Genomic DNA, 18,372 nt, shown 5'->3' with positions numbered 1-18,372 from the left:
GCAGCTGCATGAGTCGAGATATTACGCCCGATGTCGATGTGGCCCTGTTCGGAGCGCTTGGCGATCTGGCTCTGCGCAAGCTGTATCCGGCGCTTTACCATCTGGATCGTGATGGCCTGCTGGGCGACAACACACGCATCCTGGGGCTGGCACGCCAGGAGTACGATAATGATGACTTCCGAGCACGCGTGCGCGAGATGCTCGGCAAGCGTGTCAAGGCCAACGAACTCGACGAAGGCTCCCTGCAGCGCTTCCTCTCCCGCCTGGAATATGCCGGGCTGGATTTCACCACGGTTGAAGGCTACGACGCGATACGTCACTGGCGCGAGGGCGCCACGCGCCCGATGACGGTGTATCTTGCCGTGGGGGCCAGTATCTACGGTGACATCTGCCATAACCTGGAAGCCAGTCGCAGTCTGGACGACAGCACCCGCGTCGTCGTGGAAAAGCCGATCGGCTATGACCTGGCCTCCTCGCACACCATCAACGATGCCATCGGCAAGGTTTTTCCCGAGTCGCGGATTTACCGTATCGACCACTATCTGGGCAAGGAAACGGTACAGAACCTCATCGCTCTGCGCTTTGCCAATCCCCTGTTCGGTAACCAGTGGAACCAGAGTCAGATTTCGCACGTAGAAATTACCGTGGCCGAGACGGTGGGCATCGAAGGGCGCTGGGGGTATTTCGACAAGGCGGGGCAGTTGCGCGACATGGTGCAGAACCACCTGCTGCAATTGCTGTGCATGATCGCCATGGACCCGCCATCGAACCTGGATGCCGACGCTATCCGCGATGAAAAGGTCAAGGTACTCAAGGCGCTCAAGCCCCTGGAAGGCGAGGCGCTGACGCGCAACGTGGTACGCGGGCAGTATGTCGGCGGTTCGATCAAGGGCGAGAGCGTGCCCGGCTATCTTGATGAGGAGGGCTCCAATTCCTCGAGCCGCACCGAGACCTTCGTGGCCATGAAACTGGAAGTCTCCAACTGGCGCTGGGCGGGTGTGCCGTTTTATCTGCGCACCGGCAAGCGTATGCCCGAGAAACTCTCGCAGATCGTCATCCACTTTCGCCAGCAGGCGCACTACATCTTCGATCCCGATCAGCGGGGACTGGCCGCCAACAAGCTGGTCATCCGCCTGCAGCCCGAGGAGGGGATCGCGCTGCAGGTGCTGACCAAGGACAGCGGGCTCGACAGAGGCATGCGTCTGCGCCCCGGTCCATTGCACCTGGATTTCCACCACGCCTTTCCCAAGGCGCGAATCCCCGACGCCTACGAGCGGCTATTACTGGAGGTCATGAAGGGCAACCAGTATCTCTTTGTGCGTCGTGACGAGGTGGAGTTCGCCTGGCGCTGGGTCGATCATCTCGAAGCTAGCTGGGCAGAGCGCGATACCCCGCCGCGGCGCTATCCGGCGGGTTCCTGGGGGCCGGTGGCCTCGATTGCCATGATTACCCAAGACGGACGCTCCTGGTATGAAGACTACTGATTCCCCGCGCGATCGGCTGGCCCGCCAGCTGGCGGAGAGTGTCGCACAAGCGCTGCAGGAAGATCTCGCCGAGCAGGAGCGGGCGTTGCTGGTCGTCTCGGGCGGCTCGACGCCGGTGGCGTTTTTTACCACGCTGGCCACCATGACCTTGCCCTGGTCGCGTGTCGACATCACCCTGGCCGACGAGCGCTGGGTGTCGGCCGAGCATGCTGACAGTAATGCTCGCCTGCTGCGCGAACATTTGCTGGTGGATGCCGCCGCCGAGGCGACCTTTCATCCGTTGACTACCGGGGACGCCACGCCCGAGCAGGGTGCCGATGCCGTCGGCCGGCGTATCGCAGCGCTGCCCTGGCCGGCGAGCATGGTCATTCTGGGCATGGGGGGCGATGGCCATACCGCATCGCTGTTTCCCGATAGCCCCGAGCTGGCGTTGGCGCTTGCAACCGACGAGACGGCGGTGGCGGTGCGTGCCCCCAGCGTAGCTCAGCCGCGAATCACCCTGAGCGCCACCCGGTTGCATCAGGCGCGGCGCCACGCCCTGCACCTGACCGGTGACGATAAACGTGCGGTGCTGGCCCATGCCTTGAGTGGCGACGATGTGCGTGAACGGCCCATCCGGGCATTCCTGGCCAGCCCGATAGCCATCTACTGGGCGCCCTAGTCATGCCGGGGTGCCAGAGAACCGCAGGAATTACCATGACGATTGAACAGCAATTGCCTTCCACCCGTATCGCCGAGCTCGACGCGCTGTGCCAGCGGGTCAATATCATTCCGGTCATCGTGGTCGAGCGTCTCGAGGACGCCGTTCCCTTGGCGCAAGCGCTGGTCGAGGGCGGCTTGACGGTGCTTGAAGTGACGCTACGTACCGATTGCGCGCTGGACGCCATCAAGCGTATGCGTGAAGCCTTGCCCGAGGTCAGCCTGGGAGCGGGCACGGTGCTCACCCCTGAGCAGTATCGTCAGGCCGAAGCCGCTGGGGTCGACTTCATCGTCACGCCAGGGGCGACCGAGGCACTCTTTGCGCATGGCGTGCAAAGCAAGATCCCCATGCTGCCGGGAGTGGCCACGGTGTCCGAGCTCATGCTCGGCTGGCAGTACGGCTATCGACGCTTCAAGTTCTTCCCGGCCGAGGCCAACGGCGGCGCCCCGGCGCTCAAGGCGTTCGGCGGGCCGATTCCCGAGGCGCGTTTCTGTCCCACCGGCGGCGTGACGCTGGAAAACGCCCAGGATTACTTATCGTTGCCTAACGTGATCTGTGTCGGCGGTTCCTGGATGGCGCCCAAGGCGCTTATCGACAATGGCGATTGGGATGGCATTCGCACGCTGGCCCGCCAGGCCGTCGAGCGTTTTCCCGTGTAAATCGTCGCTTTCTCTCTCGACAGCCTACGCTGTTGTTCGACCCGCCGATGGCGGGTCTTTTTTTATCCGAGAAGCCGTGTTGGCCTGAAAGGGGCCACGCCGGTTCACGACACGACATTCCAGGTCAATGCACGGGCTGGAGCGGATACAGCAGCAGGCTGAGCGAATCGGGATCCTTGGCGGCCAGCCGGCGGGCAACGCGGAAGAACTCGGGGTCCTCGTAGGCATGGGCCGCCGCTAGCATGTTGTCGAGTGCCGCAGGCGCCTTGAAGCCCTTGAGCTCCTCGTAAGGCCACTTTTCACCGCTAGCGGCGTGATCGGCGACGAACTGGAACCCATCCTTCAGGCTGTGCTCGTCGGTATGGTAATGCCAGATATCCTTGCCCAGCATGTCGCCATAGCGGCCCAGTTTCGTATAGGCCTCCAGATTGAAGTTGACATAGTGCCAGGGGCGGGTGCGCTCGAGTTCCTCGGGCTGTTTGCCGGCCTGATCGAGCTGGTGGGCAATGCGTTGACGGGTGACGTCCAGTTGGGTTTCGGCAATCTCGGGCTGGTCGGTGAACAGGGCGAACGCCACCACCTGAGCGTCGTACCAGGTGCCATGGTTGTTGTCCGCGCGGCCCTCCTCGATTCCGTTATCGCTGGTCAGCAACCAATCGAGAAACTGGGCGTACCACTGCTTCACGGCACGATCATCTGCATCGCTCAACGCGTTGGCAGGGCGGATCAGTTCGACGGCGTCCATGACTTCGATCAGTAGCCGACTGTCGATGATGCCGATACCGCGGCCATCGACGCGGCCGGGAATGGCCTGGGCATGGCGCATGTTGGGGTTCATGCGCGTCTCGTCATCGACGAACCAGTTGACGACCTGGCGTGCCGCCTTGTCCGCATATTTTTTATCGCCGCTAAAATAGTACGCCAGGCCCAAGGCATGTACATCCTTAGCGAAGTCGATCATGCGCTGCTTGTCCGTGGCGTTGCTTTTGGTGTCCATGTTGTACTCGCCGTCGCGCTGGACATAGGGAAGGCCGTCTTCGGTGTCGGGATTGGGCCACCAGTAGGGAGCGAAACTGAAGTAGTCGTGGGGATCGCCGCTGGCGGGCATCCGGGTCTTGTCGGTGACCGAGTAAAGCGGCGCCGAGAGGGCCTCGTCGGCCTCGTCGATCAACGCCTGGTAGGCCGGCGCCAGCGCTGTCTGAGGCTGCTCGATGACATCCTTGCCAGCGGCCAGGAAGTCTTGGGAATAGGTAATGAAACGGGGTTCCGCGGCCCATGCCGTGGCGGTGAAAAGCAGACCGAGGGATAGAGCGATTAACTTGGGCATAATGTTCATCCTTGAAATTGACTAACCCTTCATGGAGCCGTCCCGGGGCTCACAGTTCCTTGTCAGCACCGGAACGGCCTGTGCCGGCTCCGTCTGGGGCGAGACAGCACCGGCGAGAATGCTGGAGACGTCGATGGGCAATCATGCGACTCGGTGACTGCGGGCCTCCTCGAGAAGCGCAAACCAGGTGGGGCGGTCTAGGTCCAGGTGGCCGCCAAGCAGCAATTCCTGAATGCGGGCTTCCTTGAGCGTACCGATCACCGGCGCCGGCTTGCCCGGCAGACTGCGTAGCCAGGCCAATGCCAGGCCGGCAGTGCTGGCGCCGAGCCCTTCCGCGATGCGTGACAGGGCCGAGCCGAGGACGTCCTCGAAAATCAGCCCGCCGCCCAGCGGCGACCAGGCCATGGGAATCTGCCCGTCGGCGAGTATGGCGTCATGCAGACCATCGAACAGGGGATCGGGACGTGCCAGGGAGAGTTCGTACTGATGCACGCCGAGCCGGTGATGCATGGCGGCCTGCAGGCGTCGCCACTGCTCGGGAAGAAAGTTGGAGACGCCGACTGCGCCGACCTTGCCGGAATCGATGATCGCATCCAGCGCCGCGCCGGTGGCCTGGGCATCCAATAGCGGGTCGGGGCGGTGCAGCAGAAAATGGTCCAGACGCTCCACGCCCAGGCGTGAGAGGGAGTTGTCGATTGCCGTGGTGAGGTACTCGGGCGAGGTATCGTAGTGTTTGACGCCAAAGTGCGAGGTGTCGCATTTGGGAAGGACGATATTGGCCTTGGTGACGACCCGCACGCGCTGCTTGAGAGCCGGGCGTGCCTTGAGTGCGGCTCCGAACAGTTGTTCGCCCTTGCGGTTACCGTAGATGTCGGCATGATCGAACCAGTACAACCCCTCGTCCAGGCGGGCCTCGAGCCAGTCGGCGAAGCGCTCGGGGTTGGCCAGTTCGGGGCGTTCATGCAGGCGCATCATACCCAGCACAAAGGGAACGTCGAAGTGCAGGTCGTCGGTCATGCCGCGTCATCCTCGCGAGTGATGGTCATGGAGAGCAGGTGCTGAGCCTCGGGCACCAGCCACACCGGGTCGATCCGGGTACAGGCTGCCTCGACACATAGAAAATACTGTGCGACCTCGGCGGGCGTATCCCCAGGTAGCGTCGTGTCGGGGTGCCATACTACCGTGGAATCGCTACCCTGTTTGGCGATGCGCAGGCGGCGCTGGCCATCGTCGAGCACCACCGGGCGGTTGGACTGATAGATGCGATCCACTTCGCCGCGCACACCGAGTTCGCCCTGCTGTTCCGATTCGGCGAATCCCTGGAGTTTATCGAGGTAACGCGCGCCGGCCAGCCCTTCCACACGACAGGCGTGGGCATGGCTGACGGCAAAGTAGGTGTGCAAGGCGCCGGTCAGTTTTACCGGAGTCGTCCCGCGATGCTCGGTGATCAGCTCCACATGCAGGCGCTGGGCATTGGCCTGGATGACCGTGCGCGGCGCCAGTTGTTCATGCAGGCGGGTTTCGGGCGACAGATGCAACTCGACACCGCCGGCATGCTCGTCCACGGCATCGAGGCGCCACTCGGCCTTGCGCGCCGGGCCGTGCATGGGACCCTGTCCGTCCGGCGACTCGTTGGCGAACCATGGCCAGCACAGTGGAATGCCGCCACGTATGGCGCCGGGTACCGCTTGCGGTGTCGGGGTGACCCAAAGCCAGCCTGCATTGGCGGGAATGCTGGCATCGGTGGGTAGCGCTACGGCCGCGGGATCGGGCGTAGTGAACGCCACTTCGGGATGGGGCGAGGAAGTTGCCTCGGTGCCTTGCGGTGCGCCTTCGGGAGACTCGAAGGTGCGCACGGAGGGTGCCGCAGGCTCATCGAGGGCCGTCAGTGATGGCGACGCTCCGCCGGGTGCCGCCTGGCCGAGCGCCGCGGGGGACTCCACGGCATCCATCGTCTCGCTTTCCGCGATGGACGTTGCTGCGGCCGCCGGCAGTGGGACCGCCTCGGCGGCGGGAAGAAAGTGCAGCACCTGAGCGCCCTGCAGGGACACGGCGAGTTCGCCCCAATCCTCGCGTATCAGCAATACACTACGCCCTTCCCAGTGAGCTTGGCGTCGTCCATGAGTCTCGTTGAGTAGCTGACGCAGTGCGTCGGGTATCATGCGACCTCCTCATTGTGTAGCGCTTCGGCGGCGCCCAGCAGGCCTGTCCAGGCTGCGGTCACCACCCAGGTCGGAATGCCAGCGTTGAAGGCTCCCATGCGGCCCTTGTCGGCAAAGGCCTCACGGAAGCGACTGCGTGGCAACCACTCCAGCATCCGCGGCAGAATGCCCCCACAAAGATAGACGCCACCGCGGGCGCCCATCATCAAGGCGGCATCGCCGGTCACGTCGCCGAGAATCTTGAGAAAGCGCATCACGGCTTCCCGGGCCAGTGGGTCGCTGGCCCGCGCCGCGCCGGTCACTTCCGCTGGCGTGTTGTAGCGCGGATGTTCGCCGCGCAGCGAGACGTGGGCCATGTACAAATCGAGCAGCCCCTGACCGCAGAGCATGCGTTCGACCGAGACGCGACCGTAGCGCTGGCGAAAGTAGCGTACCAGATCCAGCTCACGTTCGTCGGTGGGCGCGAAGGTGATATGGCCCCCCTCGGTGGACAGAGGAATCCAGGCGTGCTGACCGGGAAAAAGCCCGGCCACGCCCAGCCCGGTACCGGGTCCCATGACCAATCGCGTGCGCCCGGGTTCCGCTTCACCTGCGCCAATGGCGACCAGATCGCTGGCGGCCACGTGCGGCACGCCTAGCGCCTGGGCGGTGAAGTCGTTGATGACCTTGAACAGATCGAGGCCCAGGGACGCCTTGACTTCGCGCTTGGAGAAGCACCAATCATTATTGGTCATCTTGACGATATCGTCATGCACCGGACAGGCGAACGCCAGGCAGGCCTCGCGGGGAGCTTCTGCGCCCACCTGATCGAGATAGGCGCGTACGGCATCCTCCAGCCCCGCATAGGCAGCGCAGGGCAGAGTCTGAATGTCGTGCGGTTGCAACTCGCCCGGCGTCACCAGGGCGAATCGGGCATTGGTGCCACCGATGTCGCCGATTAGCGCCGGACGGCTCATCGCGTCTCCTCCAGATAATTCGCGTCAAAACCGCCAAATGTGGAAGCGCCTTCCTCGGCACCGCCGACCATGGCGCGCATGCCGGCGAACAGCTCGCGTCCCATGCCCTGGTGCGAGTTGGCGAGATCGGTGGTGATCGCTTCGCGTGCGTTCCACTCGGCCTCGTCGACCAGCACGCGCAGATCGTTGTTATCGGCATCCAGGCGGATCACATCGCCGTCTCGCAGTTTGGCCAGCGGACCGCCATCCACGGCTTCCGGGGTCATGTGAATCGCGGCGGGTACCTTACCCGAGGCGCCGGACATACGACCGTCGGTGACCAGGGCCACCTTGTAACCACGGTCCTGCAGCACGCCGAGGAAAGGGGTGAGCTTGTGCAGCTCGGGCATACCATTGGCGCGGGGCCCCTGGAAGCGCACCACTACCACCACGTCGCGGTTGAGCTCGCCGGATTCGAAAGCGTGCTTGAGCTGGTTCTGATCCTCGAACAGGCGTACCGGCGCCTCGACGAGGTGATGCTCCTGCTTGACCGCCGACGTCTTGATCACCCCGCGTCCCAGGTTACCGTCGAGAACCGTCAGCCCGCCGGTTGGCGCGAAGGGGCGGGCGACCGGGCGCAAAATCTCTTCGTCGAGGCTGGTCTCGGGACCCTCGCGCCATACCAGCTTGCCTTCCTCGAGGAACGGTTCCTGGGTATAGGCGGTGAGGTCGGTGCCGAATACCGTGGGAATGTCGCCATGAATCAGGCCGGCGTTCAGCAGCTCGCGGAATAGCAGGCTCATGCCGCCGGCGGCCTGGAAGTGGTTCACGTCCGCCTTGCCGTTGGGGTAGATGCGCGTCAGGCTCGGCACCACGCGGGAAAGCTCGGCGAAATCGTCCCAGGTTAAGGTCAGCCCGGCGGCGCCCGCCATGGCGATCAAGTGCATGGTGTGATTGGTGGAGCCTCCGGAGACCAGCAGGCCGACGACGGCATTGACGATGGCCTTGGCGTCGACCTGCTTCCAGAAGGGCCGGTAGTCGCCGCCGGGCTCTGAGTTGCGCACCGCCTGCTCGGTGGCATAGCGGGTCAGGGCATCGCGCAACGGGGTCCCGGGGTTGACGAAGGAGGCGCCCGGCAGATGCAGGCCCATCATTTCCATCATCAACTGGTTGGAATTGGCCGTGCCATAGAAGGTGCAGGTGCCGGGGCTGTGATAGGACTGCGATTCGGCCTCGAGCAACTCCTCGCGCCCCACCTTGCCCTCCGCATAGAGCTGGCGAATGCGCGATTTTTCCTCGTTGGGCAGGCCGCTCTTCATCGGGCCGCCGGGGACGAAGATAGCCGGCAGATGTCCGAAGCGTGCGGCACCGATGAACAGGCCCGGCACAATCTTGTCACAAATGCCCAGGTAGAGTGAGGCGTCGAACATGTTGTGCGAAAGCGCCACGGCAGTCGCCATGGCGATCACGTCGCGGGAAAACAGCGACAGCTCCATGCCGGGTTGGCCTTGGGTGACGCCATCGCACATGGCGGGGACACCACCGGCGAACTGAGCGGTGGATCCCATTGCCCGCGCCGCTTCCTTGATGATGGCGGGGAAGGTCTCGAACGGCTGGTGGGCCGAGAGCATGTCGTTGTATGACGACACGATCGCCAGGTTGGCACTGTTCATCAGCTTGAGCTGATTCTTGTCTTCCGTGCCGCAGGCGGCAAAGCCATGTGCCAAATTGCCGCAGGAGAGAGTGCCGCGATGGACGCCACGCCCGTGCTGATCCTGCATAAGCTGTTCGTAGCGCTCGCGGCGCTCGCGGGAGCGCTCCTCGATTCGCTGAGTGACGCGATTGACGGTGTCATTGACGGGCATGGGGTCTTCCTCATCGATGTCATTGAAATATGGCTAAACTTAACAAAATCTAGCCTTTTTGGCTGTCATTCTTTGGGGCGTATGGAGAAAATGTTGTAAAATTATTTCATTCTGGAGCCTTATCCTAGTCCCTAGTGACGGGGTTCACGCCAACGAAGAGGTAACCTTTATGACTCTGCGTGTCGCCATCAACGGTTTTGGGCGTATCGGTCGCAACGTGCTGCGGGCTCTCTACGAAAACGATTACCGTGATCGTATTGAGGTGGTCGCCATCAATGATCTCGGCGATCCCGCGTTGAACGCCCATCTGCTCAAGCATGACAGCGTACATGGTCCTTTCCGTTTTTCGGTCGACCATGACAATGAGGCGCTCATTGTCGATGGGGACCGCATCCGTACGCTGTCCGAGCGCGATCCGGCGAAGCTGCCATGGGAATCGCTGGATGTGGCACTGGTCATGGAATGTACCGGCCTGTTCTCCAAGCGCGACGCCGCCGCTAAGCATCTCGACGCGGGCGCCGGGCGCGTGTTGATTTCGACGGCGGCCTCGGATGCGGACGCCATGGTGGTGTATGGGGTCAATGAACATATCCTCAAGCCGGAACACCGTGTGGTGTCCAACGCCTCCTGTACGACCAATTGTCTGGCACCGGTGGCCAAGGCACTGCATGATGCCCTGGGTATCGAACATGGTCTGATGACCACCGTGCATGCCTATACCAACGACCAGAACCTTTCCGATGTTTATCACACGGACCCGTACCGTGCGCGCAGTGCCACACAATCCATGATTCCGACCAAGACGGGGGCCGCAGCGGCAGTCGGCCAAGTGTTGCCGGAGCTTAATGGCCGTTTCGACGGGCTGGCGATACGCGTGCCGGTGATCAACGTGTCGCTGGTGGACCTGTCGTTTGTCGCTAGTCGTGATACCACTCGGGATGAAGTCAATGCCATCATGGAAAAGGCGGCAGCGACATCGAAAGTATTGGCTGTTAACGCCCAGCCGTTGGTTTCTATCGACTTCAACCATGATCCCCACTCCTCCACTTTTGACGCCAACCACACGCGCGTCAACGGTCGTCTGGTCAAGGTCATGGCTTGGTATGACAACGAGTGGGGCTTCTCCAATCGCATGCTGGATACCGCGCTGGCCATGCAGGCGGCAAAATAAGCCAGTAGCCTTTGGCTGCATAAAACAGCCATGTCTCCTGTTAAGGCGCTCTCGGGCGCCTTATTGCGTTTTGACGGGTCCGTTAAACAATAGGATCAGGCGCAAAGTATTCTTTGATTTGTCTGGTGTATACAGTGCTAAGCTGCATGCAGCGCTATGACGGCACCAGAGGCGTTCTGGAGCCGCAGTGCTGTGTTAAACTCTGCGGATATGTCACGTTATGGTCAGGCTTTTTTAATATGCGCGATTACGTTCCCCAAGCCCATCTGTTGATAGGCTCTACGCTTCGTGATGCGCGCCATGACCGTCAGGGACGGATCGTCGGCGTAGACCAGTCACGTCATGCGCCGGCGATTTTTGTCGTCTGGTCAGGGCAGCCACAAGCTGAGCGTGTAGCACTGGAAATGGACCAGTTGCGCGCTTTGGTTCGGGCCTTTCTCGAGGTGCCCGAGCGCAAGAAGGACTCTTCGGCGTCGCGGGGTGCGACACCACGACACCAAATGCATACGGCATCAGAGTTGCATTACGAACCTAAAAAACGGGTTGGCGTACGTTGATTGTCGCCTTTGGGGCCTTGCTCTAGCGCCAATACAAGACGCCCAGGAAGGGGCAAGCAAATAAGATGAATATGCCGGCCGCGAACGACTTTTCGGTACTCCCGCGTTTACTCGATGCGCTACTCGGATCTTCTCCGGCTGTCGTGTATGCGACGGATGCCGGTTGGTGGCAGGGTGAGCTGTGCTATGCCAGCAGTAACATTGAATCGCTGGTCGGCATGGATCGCAAGCTTCTTGAGCAGGCGCCGCCACATTGGCTGGCGCATGTGGTGGAGCCGGTATCCTTGTTGCTTGAGCGCTTGCATGCCGCCATCGATGCCGGCCACGAGCAAGTGAACCTGCATTATTGGCTGCGCCACGAGAATGGTAGCGAGCGCTATATCCAGGACGAGATTGCGATCCATCGTGATGAGCAAGGGGCCGTTGTGGAATTGGTTGGCTCGCTGGCCGACATTACCGAACGCCACGCGCTCCTCCGTCAGTTCGAAAGGCTTAGCGATCAACTGCCCGGAGTACTCTATCAATGCCGGATGGCACCGGACGGCACCCTGACGTTTCCATTGGTCAGCTCGGGCATAGAGCCGTTGTTCGGTTTGTCCTTTGAGAGCGTTACTGCTGATCCCCGCTCTGCCTTTGAGCGTGTGCATCCTGATGATATCGATGGGCTGTGGAAAAGCATACGCCGCTGCGCACGACGCCTGGAAGTGTGGCGCTGGGAATTCCGTTATCGGCATCCCAATGGCCAGGAGCTATGGGTATATGGACACGCTACGCCGCAGCTCGAAGCCGACGGTTCGATTCTATGGCACGGTTTCTGCGAGAACGTAACCGAGCGAAAGGTCGCCCAGATGGGGCTTGTCGAAAGCGAGCGGCGCTATCGATTCATTGTCGAGAACGTCAGCGACTTGATTCTGCTGATGGACATCGAGGGCCGTTGCCGTTTTGTTTCGCCCTCGGTACAGAACGTGCTCGGCTATGTGCCCGAGCGCCTTGAGGCACGCGCTCTGCTCGAATTCCTGCCGCCCGACGATGCGCCGCGCGTACAGCGCCTGGTACATGAAGCCTCATGCCGGGGCGATACGTTGCGCATGGAGCTACGCATCCGTCACCAACAAGGCCATTATGTATGGCTGGAAACGAGTTGCTCCCCCTATATCAATCCAGTCAATGGCCGTTATGAGTGGGTGTTGGCGGTATCACGCGACATTACCGATCGCAAGCATCGCGAACTCCGGCTGCATGAGCTTTCGACGACCGACAGCATGACGGGGGCGCTCAACCGGGGGGCATTCCTGGGCTGCCTGCGCAGTGCGCTGGAGGCTGCCGACCATACGGTTTCACGTCTGTCGCTGATCATTTTCGATATCGATCATTTCAAAACGATCAACGATACTTGGGGACATGCGGCGGGTGATCTGGTGTTGGCTTGTGTCGGTGAGATATGCCGCACCACCTTGCGCGGGCAGGATGTCTTTGGACGTATCGGTGGGGAGGAGTTCGCCTTGGTGCTGTCGGGGCAGTCGCTGAACGAGGCGGTGATCCTGGCCGAACGCCTGCGTAAGAAGTTCGAAGGCGTCAGAGTCGAGTTCCATGGCCACTGGCTGCATTTTACCGTCAGCTTTGGCGCTGCCGAGCGTCATGTCGACGAAGGTACGGAATCGCTGTTGCACCGTACCGACATGGGGCTGTATGCGGCCAAACGCAATGGTCGTAACCGGGTGCACCAAGCGCCCGCCTACCAGGGGGATGTCCGCGATGACTATTCATGACGATAAACGGGAGGTTCCCTTGGGAAGAGTATTGTTGGCCTGCATACTGCTCGTTATCAGCTTCAGTAGCGGGGCGGAGGAAATTGCCGCCAAACAAGGGCCCCGCGTTGTCGGTGAAACTTTTTCCTACGGCACCGGAGGCCAGTCCTTCCAGGGGTATCTGGCGCACAACGCCAACGATAGCGAGCCTCGACCGGCAGTGTTGATCGTCCACGAGTGGTGGGGCCTCAATGACTACGCTAAAAGGCGTGCCGATCAACTTGCGGCACTCGGGTTCGTGGCGCTGGCGGTGGATATGTATGGCGAGGGCAAAACGGCGCAGCATCCCGGCGAGGCCAAGGAGTTCTCCCGCCAGGTCATGCAGGACTGGCCGGCGGCACGTGCCCGGCTAGAGGCAGCGATGGCGGCCCTGCGCCAGTACCCGGCGGTGCGCGACGACCGTATGGCAGCGATCGGGTACTGTTTTGGCGGTGGTGTCGTCATGAACATGGCGTTGGCCGGGATGCCGCTACAAGCCGCGATCAGTTTTCACGGCAGCCCGGTGCAGGCGGTATCGACCCCGCAACCCTTCAGTGGCGTCGTGCAGATTCACAACGGCGCCGCAGATCCGCTGGTCGATGCCGAAGCGCTCACATCCATGGTCGAGATGCTCGAGGCCCAGGGAACCGAGGTCAAGGTGATACAGTATCCTGAAGCCACGCATGCCTTCACCAATCCCAACGCTGATGCACTGGCGGCGGAATACGACCTGCCGTTGGGATATAACGCGGCGGCGGATGCTGCGTCCTGGCAGGCGGCGCTGCTGACATTGGACCGCACCCTCAATCAGTAATGATGTGACCGTCAGGCTTCCCTCATTGCCCCGGACAAGCCGGGGCGACGCACTTGAGAGGGGGTCAAGTGAGGCCCGAGGGACGCGTGGCTGGCTGGGTGCGCCGTGAAATGGCCAATACCTGTTTGGCCAGTGCGATCGTCTCGGGATCACCGGTGTGCTTGTCAGGTACGTCGGAGAGCTTGACCACGGGCATCCAGGGTTGCCCCTCGGGTTGAGCTTCGGTCATCTTGATGACCATGTTCATCGGCGTGACGCCGACATCATTGGTGAAGTTGGTGCCGATGCCGAAGGCCATGCCGATGCGTCCCCGGCAGTAGGCTTCGATACGTTCGACCCGCTCCGGCGTCAGTCCGTCGGAGAAGATGATGGTTTTGGCGCGCGGATCGACTCCCAGGCGCTGATAATGGGCAATCGTCGCGGAGGCGAATTCCAGTGGATCGCCGCTATCGTGACGCACTCCATCAAAGAGTTTGGCGAACTTCTTGTCGAAGCTGTCGAAAAAGGCTGCCGAGGTGAAGGTGTCGGTCAGCGCAATGCCCAGATCGCCACGATAGACGTCCACCCAATGCTCCAACGCTAGGCTGTTGGCCATGCGAAAGCCGAAGCGAGCGCCATGAAACATGAACCATTCGTGAGCGTGCGTGCCGATCGGCTTGACGCCGTGGCGCATGGCCAGGTGAATATTGCTTGTACCGGTGAACGTCTCGCCGCTGTGATGCTTGAGGCCGGCCACCACACAATTGTGTACGTCGTAGCTGTAGCGTCGGCGAGTGCCGAATTCGGCCACCTTGAGCCCCAGACGCTGGTAATGTTCGATTTTTTCATGGGTGCGTTGCAGGACGATTTCATCGTCATCGCGGGTCTCGTGGCGCAGGCGGTACCAGAGTTCGCTGATCATGGCCATCAGCGGCACCTCCCAAAGGATGGTGCGATACCACAATCCCTCGATGGTGACCGATAGGTCTTCGCCGTGCTGCTCGATGTGCACTTCGCCGGGGTTGTAGCGATAGCCGGCGAGAAAATCCAGGTACGTCGGGTCGAGATAAGGACAGGTTTCTTCCAAAAAGCGTTTTTCCGCATCGCTGAGCGTGATGGCTTGCATCGCGTCCACCGCCTCGCGGAGATGCTCACCGAATCCCGGTGGGAACGCATGCCCGCCGCGATTGATGAAGGCATAACGCGCCCGTGCGTAGGGAAAACGCTTAATCACTGCATTCTGCATAGTGATTTTGTAAAAATCGTTATCCAGCAGCGAATTCAGCATCTTGTCCCCGAACGGTGATGTAAAAGTCATGTTTAGCTTAGCGTAAGAGGGCTTGTGCACTCCAATGGCCTGCAGCTATGCCGCTACATGAACGCCACGATACCGAACATGGCGATCATGAAACCGCCGAACAACAATAGTCCGGCAACCGACAACAATATTAACAAATATCCCAGTATCAGGGCTGCAAGGGCCCAAGTGTCGCCTTTTTCTCCGCTGCTGCGAATCTGGTGGCGGGCCAGATGACCGCAGACGACTCCGCCCAGGGCGGCAGGCGGTAGAAAGAAGCCCAAGACGCTCAGGGCGAACCCCATGAGTGCCATGATATTGGTGCCTGGCTCCGGTGGGGAGCCCCGCAGCGAGGAGCGTAAAGTATCCTGGGGCATGACTTGCTCCGTGGCAGGAAATAGCGCCACCCTAGCATGGGATGGAAGCATCGGGAATCGACCGCAGAGGGAACACGATGGGTTTCGAAGTTCAAGAATCAGCGAGCACCGAAGCGGTGTCGAGGGAGGCATGGAACGCCTTGGTAGATGCCGATTACCCTTTCTTGCGTCATGAGTTCCTGTCGGCGCTCGAATCGACAGGTGCTGTCGGCCCACGTACGGGCTGGACGCCATGTCACTTGCTGTTGCGTCAGAAGGGCGAGTTGGTGGGAATCTTGCCGCGTTATCTCAAGACGCATTCCTATGGGGAGTATGTTTTCGATTGGGCATGGGCCGATGCCTGGGAGCGTGCCGGCGGGCATTACTATCCCAAGCAACTGTCGGCGATTCCCTTCACGCCCGCGGTCGGGCCACGTCTGGCGCTGGCGGCGCATGTCGATCCCAGCGCGGCGCGGTCGGCTCTCTATGCCACCATCCACAAGACACCCACCCCGAGTTGGCATCTATTGTTTGCCGAAGAGGAGGAGGTCACGCAGTGGCAGACCGCCTGTCACGCGCTGCTGGAGCGTCAGGCCGTGCAGTTTCAATGGGCGGATGCCGGTTATGGGGATTTCGAGGGCTTTCTCGCGGCGATGACGTCCCGGCGACGCAAGGAGGTCCGCCGGGAGCGTCGAAAGGTCACCGAGCAGGGCCTGACGCTGCACCGGCTAGAGGGAGACGCCATTGACGATGCCGCGTTGGAGCATTTCTTTCGCTGTTACCAGCTCACTTATCTGGAGCGTGGCCAGAGCGGTTACCTGGGAGTTGAGTTTTTCCGGCGCTTGCGTGACAGCATGCCGCAAGCGCTGCTGCTGATACAGGCGCGCCTGGAGGATGAGCCGGTTGCCGCAGCACTCTGTCTGAAAGGCACCAAGACACTTTACGGACGCTACTGGGGCAGTGAGGTCGAAGCGGACTGCCTGCATTTCGAGGTATGTTACTACCAGGGTATCGAATACTGTCTGGCTCAGGGGCTGACCCGCTTCGACCCGGGGACCCAGGGGGAGCATAAGCTCACTCGCGGTTTTGCGCCGCTGCGCACGCGCTCGCTACATTATCTCGCACATCCTGAGTTTCGTGAGGCGGTGGCACGTTTCTGTACCGAGGAGCGTGACTATGTCGCAGCCTACTATCGGCAATGTCTGTCGCGTCTGCCGTTTCGCCATGACTAATACGGTCGGGCTGATGCAGGGGCGTGATGACGAATAGCGGGCGAAACGTCAGATCGCCACGAATCGCGTAGTCTCGGCGCGCCGCTGGCGTTAGCATGGAGTAACTTCTGGGAAGGAACCTACTCATATGGATTTTCTTTTCGAGGCTGCCATCATCTTGGGGGCTGCCATCGTTGCAGTACCGCTGTTCCAATGGTTGGGGTTGGGGGCGATTCTAGGGTACCTGACCATCGGCGTAGTGCTTGGACCCTCGATTTCAGGGTTTGTCAGCGAGCCGGAATCGGTGCTGCATTTTTCCGAGTTCGGGGTGGTCATGCTGTTGTTTATCATCGGCCTTGAGCTTGAGCCCAAGCGGCTTTGGAGCATGCGCAAGCGTTTGCTGGGGCTGGGCAGCGCCCAGATGCTCGGCTGTGGCGCGCTACTTTCCGCTATCGGCCTGATGCTGGATCTACCGCTGGAAGTCTCGATTCTACTGGGGATGATTCTGGCGCTATCGTCTACGGCCTTTGCCCTGCAGGTACTTAATGAAAGGCATAATCTGGCCACCCCTCACGGGCAGGCCGCCTTCTCCATCCTGCTGTTTCAGGACCTGGCGGTAATTCCATTGCTCGCCGTATTGCCACTGTTTTCCGGAGGAATCGAGACGCAGCAGCCCGGTGACATATGGCTGGGCGTCGCTCGCAGTGTCGGCCTGGTGATCGCCGCCATCGTTTTCGGCCGTCTGGTATTCCCGCGCGTGCTCGCCTTCGTGGCGCGTAGCGAAGTCCATGAACTGTTTACCGCGGCGGCACTGTTCATGGTGCTGGGCATGGCCCTGGTGATGGAGTGGGCGGGGCTTTCCATGGCTCTGGGCGCCTTTCTGGGCGGTGTGATGCTGGCGGACACGGTCTACCGTCACGAGCTGGAAGCCAATATCGAACCCTTCAAGGGGCTGATGCTCGGGCTGTTCTTCATTGCCGTGGGCATGTCGGTGAATCTGACTCTGGTGTTCAACAACCTGCTATGGGTCGCAGGGATCACGCTGATATTGCTGGTTGCGAAAATGCTCGTCATTGCTCTCGTGGGCTGGGCGTCGCGCTTGCCGCGTACCGAGATTCCGCGGCTGGCGACGGTCATCGCCCAGGGGGGTGAATTCGATTTCGTGCTGCTGACCGCTGCGGTCAGCGCCGGAGTCTTCGATCAGCGCGTTGCCAGCCTGTGCATTGCCGCGGTGACCATTACCATGGCCTTGACGCCACTGCTGTATCGCACCGGTGAGCGGCTGAGCAACCGACTTAAGGAGACGCGACCTTTCGACTCGGATTTTGGCGACGATACCCCGCCGGTATTGATTGCCGGCCTGGGTCGCTTTGGCCAGATTGTGGCGCGTGTACTGAAGATTCAGGACATCGCCTTCACTGCGCTTGACCCCAACATCGCTCAGGTGGAGTTCATTCGCCGCTTTGGCTCGCGTATCTACTATGCCGACGCGACACGCCACGACTTGTTGCGTGCTGCCGGGGCCGAGCAGGCCAAGGTGCTGGTCATCGCGGTAGATGACGAGCATGCCGCATTGGAGATAGCCCGTCTGGCCCGGGCGCATTTCCCTCACCTGAAGGTCTACGCTCGCGCCCGCAATCGCCATCATGCCTGGCAGTTGATGGAGATCGGTGTCGAGGCGGTGATTCGCGAAACCTTCTCCTCAAGCTTGGAAATGAGCCATGAAGTGCTCAAGGGGCTGGGCTATCCGAGCTCCAATGCCTCGGACGCGGTACGTACGTTTCGCGATTTCGATAACACCTTGTTTGCCACTTCCTATGAACATCGCAATGACCGCGAGACGCTAGTCGCCAACGAGCGTGCCGCCATGGCCGAGTTGCAATTGCTCTTTCAGAAGGATCTCAGCGACCGGCGTGATCGCGAAGATAAGCTGCGTGCAGAAACGGAGCTGGCGGAGCAGGAGCGGATGGAGCGCGAACGGGTCGCCAAGGCGGCGCATGCCGAAGGCCGTCCCGAGTCGTCGGCGCAAGGGAGTACGGCGAAGCTATGAAAAGCCAAGGAATCCATG

Annotated in this window: 15 protein-coding genes and 1 pseudogene; 9 read left to right on the top strand and 7 right to left on the bottom strand. The window is 61.1% G+C overall.

Features of this window, described 5'->3' with window-relative positions; translation table 11 throughout:
- Positions 1-8 precede the first annotated feature (8 nt).
- From zwf to ACW4DH_RS08995, 3 genes are read left to right on the top strand one after another with little or no spacing between them, the layout of a single operon-like run.
- Positions 9-1,484, top strand: a complete 1,476-nt coding sequence (gene zwf / locus ACW4DH_RS09005) for a glucose-6-phosphate dehydrogenase (protein WP_459636054.1) — start codon at positions 9-11, stop codon at positions 1,482-1,484.
- Positions 1,471-2,145: a 6-phosphogluconolactonase gene (gene pgl, locus ACW4DH_RS09000; protein ID WP_459636053.1), complete on the top strand. Its 675-nt coding sequence runs from the start codon at positions 1,471-1,473 to the stop codon at positions 2,143-2,145. The genes zwf and pgl overlap by 14 nt, the downstream gene beginning before the upstream one ends.
- A 35-nt stretch (positions 2,146-2,180) precedes the next feature.
- Positions 2,181-2,843: a bifunctional 4-hydroxy-2-oxoglutarate aldolase/2-dehydro-3-deoxy-phosphogluconate aldolase gene (locus tag ACW4DH_RS08995; protein WP_459636052.1), complete on the top strand. Its 663-nt coding sequence runs from the start codon at positions 2,181-2,183 to the stop codon at positions 2,841-2,843.
- 124 nt (positions 2,844-2,967) lie between these two features.
- On the opposite strand, the gene ACW4DH_RS08990 is transcribed toward ACW4DH_RS08995, so the two are convergent.
- From ACW4DH_RS08990 to edd, 5 genes and pseudogenes are all read right to left on the bottom strand, one after another.
- Positions 2,968-4,170 carry an alginate lyase family protein gene (locus tag ACW4DH_RS08990; protein ID WP_459636051.1) on the bottom strand — a complete coding sequence of 401 codons (1,203 nt, stop codon included), beginning with the start codon at positions 4,168-4,170 and terminating at the stop codon, positions 2,968-2,970.
- A 141-nt stretch (positions 4,171-4,311) separates the two neighbouring features.
- Positions 4,312-5,187, bottom strand: coding sequence for an aldo/keto reductase (locus tag ACW4DH_RS08985; protein ID WP_459636050.1), 876 nt, complete (start codon positions 5,185-5,187; stop codon positions 4,312-4,314).
- Positions 5,184-5,888, bottom strand: a pseudogene (locus ACW4DH_RS08980) (D-hexose-6-phosphate mutarotase); the annotation flags it as partial. The pseudogene ACW4DH_RS08980 and the gene ACW4DH_RS08985, both read right to left, overlap by 4 nt.
- 440 nt (positions 5,889-6,328) lie before the next feature.
- Positions 6,329-7,288: a glucokinase gene (gene glk / locus ACW4DH_RS08975; RefSeq protein ID WP_459636049.1), complete on the bottom strand. Its 960-nt coding sequence runs from the start codon at positions 7,286-7,288 to the stop codon at positions 6,329-6,331.
- A complete protein-coding gene (gene edd / locus ACW4DH_RS08970) occupies positions 7,285-9,132 on the bottom strand; it encodes a phosphogluconate dehydratase (RefSeq protein WP_459636048.1) in 1,848 nt (615 codons plus the stop codon). Before edd ends, glk begins: the two co-directional genes overlap by 4 nt.
- A 169-nt stretch (positions 9,133-9,301) precedes the next feature.
- Between edd and gap the strand changes: the two genes are divergently transcribed.
- From gap to ACW4DH_RS08950, 4 genes are all read left to right on the top strand, one after another.
- The gene (gap, locus tag ACW4DH_RS08965; RefSeq protein WP_459636047.1) at positions 9,302-10,303 is read left to right on the top strand and encodes a type I glyceraldehyde-3-phosphate dehydrogenase; all 1,002 of its coding nucleotides are present in this window, start codon (positions 9,302-9,304) and stop codon (positions 10,301-10,303) included.
- 146 nt (positions 10,304-10,449) lie between these two features.
- Positions 10,450-10,860, top strand: coding sequence for a hypothetical protein (locus tag ACW4DH_RS08960; protein ID WP_459636046.1), 411 nt, complete (start codon positions 10,450-10,452; stop codon positions 10,858-10,860).
- Between the two features lie 65 nt (positions 10,861-10,925).
- Complete coding sequence (locus tag ACW4DH_RS08955; protein ID WP_459636045.1) at positions 10,926-12,629, top strand: sensor domain-containing diguanylate cyclase; 1,704 nt, start codon at positions 10,926-10,928, stop codon at positions 12,627-12,629.
- On the top strand, positions 12,616-13,461 hold the full coding sequence (locus tag ACW4DH_RS08950; protein WP_459636044.1) for a dienelactone hydrolase family protein: 846 nt from the start codon (positions 12,616-12,618) through the stop codon (positions 13,459-13,461). The genes ACW4DH_RS08955 and ACW4DH_RS08950 overlap by 14 nt, the downstream gene beginning before the upstream one ends.
- Positions 13,462-13,525: 64 nt before the next feature.
- Here the strand turns inward: ACW4DH_RS08950 and pncB are convergent, their stop codons facing one another.
- Positions 13,526-14,728 carry a nicotinate phosphoribosyltransferase gene (gene pncB / locus ACW4DH_RS08945; protein WP_459636043.1) on the bottom strand — a complete coding sequence of 401 codons (1,203 nt, stop codon included), beginning with the start codon at positions 14,726-14,728 and terminating at the stop codon, positions 13,526-13,528.
- 83 nt (positions 14,729-14,811) lie between these two features.
- Entirely contained in the window at positions 14,812-15,114 is a 303-nt protein-coding gene (locus ACW4DH_RS08940) for a DUF4190 domain-containing protein (protein WP_459636042.1), read from the bottom strand.
- Positions 15,115-15,191: 77 nt separating this feature from the next.
- Here ACW4DH_RS08940 and ACW4DH_RS08935 point away from each other — a divergent pair, with 77 nt between their 5' ends.
- Positions 15,192-16,325: a GNAT family N-acetyltransferase gene (locus ACW4DH_RS08935; protein ID WP_459636041.1), complete on the top strand. Its 1,134-nt coding sequence runs from the start codon at positions 15,192-15,194 to the stop codon at positions 16,323-16,325.
- Between the two features lie 127 nt (positions 16,326-16,452).
- Positions 16,453-18,354 (top strand): monovalent cation:proton antiporter-2 (CPA2) family protein, encoded by a 1,902-nt coding sequence (locus ACW4DH_RS08930; protein WP_459636040.1) that lies wholly within the window; start codon positions 16,453-16,455, stop codon positions 18,352-18,354.
- Positions 18,355-18,372 lie beyond the last annotated feature (18 nt).

Source organism: Halomonas sp. WWR20, from assembly GCF_054602495.1.
Note: the sequence above shows the minus strand (reverse complement) of the source record. Positions and strands in the feature narration are given on the sequence as shown.